Annotated in this window: 3 protein-coding genes; 1 reads left to right on the top strand and 2 read right to left on the bottom strand. The window is 74.8% G+C overall.

Going from position 1 to position 5,018, the window contains the following annotated elements; genetic code table 11:
- Window positions 1-233 precede the first annotated feature (233 nt).
- Window positions 234-2,408 carry an RNA polymerase recycling motor ATPase HelR gene (gene helR, locus ABZV94_RS40170; RefSeq protein ID WP_356349810.1) on the top strand — a complete coding sequence of 725 codons (2,175 nt, stop codon included), beginning with the start codon at window positions 234-236 and terminating at the stop codon, window positions 2,406-2,408.
- Between the two features lie 21 nt (window positions 2,409-2,429).
- Here the strand turns inward: helR and ABZV94_RS40165 are convergent, their stop codons facing one another.
- Entirely contained in the window at window positions 2,430-3,290 is an 861-nt protein-coding gene (locus tag ABZV94_RS40165; RefSeq protein ID WP_356349809.1) for an NlpC/P60 family protein, read from the bottom strand.
- Between the two features lie 151 nt (window positions 3,291-3,441).
- Window positions 3,442-5,018, bottom strand: a 1,577-nt coding sequence (locus ABZV94_RS40160; RefSeq protein ID WP_356349807.1) for a WD40 repeat domain-containing protein, incomplete at its 5' end; no start/stop codon positions are given.

The following is a 5,018-nucleotide window of genomic DNA, read 5'->3' as shown; positions in this document are numbered from 1 at the left end:
GCGCGTCCCCGTCGGCCGCTCTCCACACGGCCCTGTCCCCGCGGAGCCGCGCACGAGCGGCGGCCCTGTCCGCGCCGCCGCTGCTCGACGCGCACGGCTGAACCCGTCGCCCCGGACCGAGGGCGGCCACGCGGCACACGGAAGCACCGTGCGTCACGGCCGCCGAGTCCGCCCCCGCCCCACCGCCCTGCCGCGTGCCACGGCCGCAACCGGCCACACAAGGGAGCCCCTGAGTGAAACTTCCCCTGCCCACCCGTGCCTTCGACCTCCCCGACCGCCTCGCCGCGAAGGCCGACCCGGCGCTGATCGCCGACGACGAGCGGCACTTCGCCGCCATCGCGGAGCGCCTGGAGGAATCGATCGCCGACCTCACCGACCGTCTCGACGCCGAGCGCAGGGCGCCGGGCGGCAAGGGCCGGCAGGCGATGGACCGGGACGCCGAGATCCACCGGTTGACCGGCCGGCTGCGCGCGCTGCGCCGCTACGGACTGGACCTGTGCCTCGGACGCATGGTCGGCGCGGACGGCCAGGAGCCCGTCTACGTCGGCCGGCTCGGGCTCACCGACAGCGCGGGCCGCCGGCTGCTGGTCGACTGGCGCACCCCCGCGGCCGAGCCGTTCTTCGGGGCCACCCACGCCCACCCGATGGGTCTGGTGAGCCGCCGCAGGTACCGCTGGACCGACGGCCGGATCACCGACTACTGGGACGAGGTGTTCACCCCCGACGGACTGGTCGGGCATGCCGCGCTGGACGACCAGTCCGCGTTCATCGCCAGTCTCGGCGGCAGCAGGTCGCCGCGGATGCGGGACGTGCTCGGCACCATCCAGGCCGATCAGGACGCCGTCATCCGGGCGGGTTCGCGCGGCGCTCTCGTCGTGGACGGCGGCCCGGGCACGGGGAAGACCGTCGTCGCCCTGCACCGCTCCGCCTACCTCCTGCACTCCGACCCCCGGCTGGGTCACCGCCGGGGCGGCGTCCTGTTCGTCGGTCCGCACCGGCCGTACCTGGCGTACGTCGCCGACGTCCTGCCCAGCCTGGGCGAGGAGGGAGTGCAGACCTGCACCCTGCGGGACCTGGTCGCCGAGGGCGCCGCAGCCGTGCCCGAGGCCGATCCGGAGGTGGCCAGGCTGAAGTCGTCCGCGGACATGGTGAAGGCGATCGAGAAGGCCGTCAGGTTCTACGAGGAGCCGCCCGCCGAGGGGATGACGGTCACCACGCACTGGTCCGACATCCGGCTGACCGCCGACGACTGGGCCGCGGCGTTCGACGCGGCGGAACCCGGTACCCCGCACAACGAGGCGCGCGAGCAGGTGTGGGAGGAACTGCTCACCCTCCTCGTGGACAAGCACGACAAGCACGACAAGCACGACGGGGACGCCTCACCCGAACTGCTGCGCAGGTCGCTGCTGCGGAACCGGGAGCTGCTGACGGCCTTCGGCCGCGCCTGGCCGCTGCTGGAGGCGGCCGACCTCGTTGGAGACCTGTGGTCGGTACCGGCCTATCTGCGGATGTGCGCCCCGTGGCTCAGCCGCGACGAGGTACGGCTGTTGCAGCGCGCGCAGGCCCAGGCCTGGACGGTGTCCGACCTGCCGTTGCTCGACGCGGCGCGGCAGCGGCTCGGCGACCCGGAGACGGCCCGGCGAAAGCGCCGGCAGGCCGCCGCCGTCGCCGCCGAACGCGAGCGCATGGACAGGGTCGTCGACACCCTTCTGGACGCCCACACCTACGACGACGGCGAAGGTGTGCTGGTCATGCTGCACGGGCAGGACATGCGCAACTCCCTGGTCGACGACAGTGCCCTGCCCACCGCCGATCCCGATCTGCTCGCCGGGCCGTTCGCGCACGTCGTCGTGGACGAGGCGCAGGAACTGACCGACGCGGAGTGGCAGATGCTGCTGTTGCGGTGCCCGTCCCGGAGCTTCACCATCGTCGGGGACCGCGCCCAGGCCCGGCACGGGTTCACGGAGTCGTGGCAGGAGCGCCTCACCCGGGTGGGGTTCGACCGGATCCGTACGGCGTCCCTGACCGTCAACTACCGGACACCGAAGGAGATCATGGCGGAGGCCGAGCCGGTCATCCGGGCGGTCCTGCCGGACGCCAACGTGCCGACGTCCATCCGCAGCGACGGCGTCCCCGTCGTCCACGGCTCGGTCGCGCAGCTGGGGGCGATCCTCGACACCTGGCTGGCCGCGCACGCCGACGGGATCGCCTGTGTCATCGGCGATCCCGCGTTCCGGCCGACCGCCCGCGTCCGCTCCCTGACGCCCGAGCTGTCGAAGGGACTCGAGTTCGACCTGGTCGTCCTCGTCGACCCGGAGCGGTTCGGCGAGGGCGTCCGAGGAGCGGTCGACCACTACGTCGCCATGACGCGGGCGACCCGGCGACTGGTCGTCCTCACGAGTCCCTGACCCGGGACCCGTGGGCGCGCCTCAGTTGGGGCAGGTGGGTACGCCGTCCAGCCAGGCCGGGCCCTGGATGTAGATGTTGGTCACCCAGGCCCGGTAGTCGGGGAGGTAGGACCAGGCGTCGTTGGTGTAGCCCTCTGCGGTGACGGGTTCGGCGTGCTTCTGGCAGGCGACGCGGACGGTCGTCGGGCCGGGGAAGGCGTAGACGCGGGCGGCGCGGACGGAGGGCTGGGCCTTGGTCCAGACGCCGGTGCCCCAGGTGCGGAAGACGGGGCCCTCGACGGTGCCGGTCTCGACGCGGACGGCACCGAAGTAGTCGCCGCCGAGGCGGACGTCACTGACCATCAGCTTGGTGCCGGACTGCCGGGCCTCCACCATCTTCCCGGCGCCGAGGTAGAGGGCGATGTGGTGCAGGTCCGCGGAGGTTCCGTAGGCGAGCAGGTCACCGGGGCGCAGCGGGGCGAGCCCGTCGGCCGCGGTGAACCGGGCGGCGGTGCGGTGGGTGTAGTACTGGGCGCTCGCGTCGCCGTTGAGGATGTCGGCGCCGGCGGCCTGGGCGTAGGCGTAGCGGACCAGTCCGGAGCAGTCGAAGCCGAGGCGTTCGGGGTCGTGTTCGCTGGCCGGGTCGGTCGGGTCCTTCCGGCCGTAGGTGGGGCCGGGCTGGGTGCCGTGGCCGCCGCCCCAGGTGTACCAGACGCCGGCCGCGACCTGTGCGCAGGCGGTGTCGACGGCCCGTTCGGCCGCGGCCGAGGCGCCCGGGGCGAGGACGCCGCAGCCGCTGTCCGCCGGCCCGGCCGGCCGGTCGGCGGCGCTCGCCGACGCGGTGAGGAGAAGTGTGGTCAGCAGGGCGATGAGTGTGCCGATGGCGCCGGTTCGCCGCAGCATACCGGGACCCCCGTTTCCTGGTCTGGTCGTGAGAGGTGGTGCGGTGCACAGCCTTCCCGGCGCGCGGTGGGCCCGTCGAGGATGCCGCGTGGGCCTCCTGCGGCGGGCAACGGGAAACGCCCGGGAAACCCCTGGGGCGCCGGGGAGTTGGTCAGTGTTCGGGGCAGGCGGGGGCGGCGGGCGCGGACTCGCCGGGGAGCAGGGCGCGGCGGGTCGCCGGGTCCGTCGCCCGGTCCAGGCGGCAGATCTCGGCCAGCCGGGCCCCGATGTCCAGGTCCCACAGCCGTACCGTGCCGTCGGTGCCGCTGCTCGCCACCTTCCGCCCGTCGGGGGCGAAGGCCAGTCCGCCGACGGCGTCGGTGTGGCCGGTGAGCGTGGCCCACAGCCGTCGTCCCGGCACGTCCCACAGCCGTACCGTGCGGTCGGTGCCGCTGCTGGCGAGCAGCCGGCCGTCCGGTGAGAACGCCAGGCCGCGCACCGAGCCGGTGTGGCCCGTCAGGGAGCCGAGGAGCCGGTGCCGGGCCACGTCCCACAGCCGGACGGTGCCGTCGTTGCCGGAGCTGGCCAGGGTGCGGCCGTCGGGGCTGAAGGCGACACCGCGGACGGCGCCGGTGTGGCCGGTCAGGGTGGCCAGCGGGCGGTGGGTGCGCACGTCCCACAGACGGACCGTCAGGTCGTCGCCGGCGCTGGCCAGGGTGCGGCCGTCGGGGCTGAAGGCGACGTCGTTGACGTAGTCGGTGTGGCCGGTGAGGACGGCGGGCCGGTGGTGGCCGGAGACGTCCTGGAGGCGCAGGGTGCGGTCGGCGCCCGCGGAGGCGAGGGTACGGCCGTCGGGTGCGAACGCCACCGCGAACACCGCTCCGCGGTGCCGGGCGGGCAGGGTGCGCGGGCGGCGGGCGGCCAGGTCCCACAGCGTCACCGTGCCGGCGGATCCGGCGGAGGCGAGGGTGGTGCCGTCCGGGGCGAACGCCACGGTGGTGACGCTGCCGTGGCGCTCCGTCAGGGTCGTGGGGGTGCCGCGGCGCCGGGCCGGGTCCCACAGCCGTACGGTGTGGTCGGCGTCCGCGGTGGCCAGCAGCCGTCCGTCGGGGCGGTAGGCGACGGCGGAGACCTCCGTGAACGGGCGTGCGGCCAGGATGCGGCGGCGCAGGTCCCACAGGACCACGGACTGGTCGAACCCGCCGGTGGCGAGCAGAGTGCCGGTGGCGTCGACCGCCACGGACATCACGTAGTCGGTGTGCCCGGTGAGAGTGGTGACGAGCCGGCCGGCGCGGACGTCCCAGAGCCTGGTCGTGCCGTCCCCGCTCGCACTGATCACGGTGGTGCCGTCGGGCGTGTACGCGACGGCGTTGACGTCGTCGCTGTGGCCGGTGAGCGTCGCCGCGGCCCGGCGGCGGCCGACGTCCCACAGCCGCACCGTGCGGTCCACTCCCCCGCTCGCCAGGCCGTGGCCGTCGGGTGCGAACGCCAGGCCGAGCACGCCGCCGGTGTGACCGCGCAGGACGGCCACCGGCTCGGCCCGGCCGGCGTCCCACAGCCGTACGGTCCCGTCCTCACCGGCCGAGGCGAGGGTCCTGCCGTCCGGGGCGAAGGCGAGCGCGTCGACCTCGCCGGAGTGTCCGGTGAGGCGGGCCGTCCGCCGGGGGCCCCGCACCGGGTCCCAGAGCTGGACGGCTCCGTCGGCCGCGGCCACGGCGAGGGTGTGGCCGCGCGGGTCGAAGGCGACCG

It is taken from the genome of Streptomyces sp. NPDC004658, assembly GCF_040609555.1.
In the GTDB taxonomy this organism is placed as follows: domain Bacteria; phylum Actinomycetota; class Actinomycetes; order Streptomycetales; family Streptomycetaceae; genus Streptomyces.
This window is presented reverse-complemented; position numbering and strand designations above follow the sequence as displayed.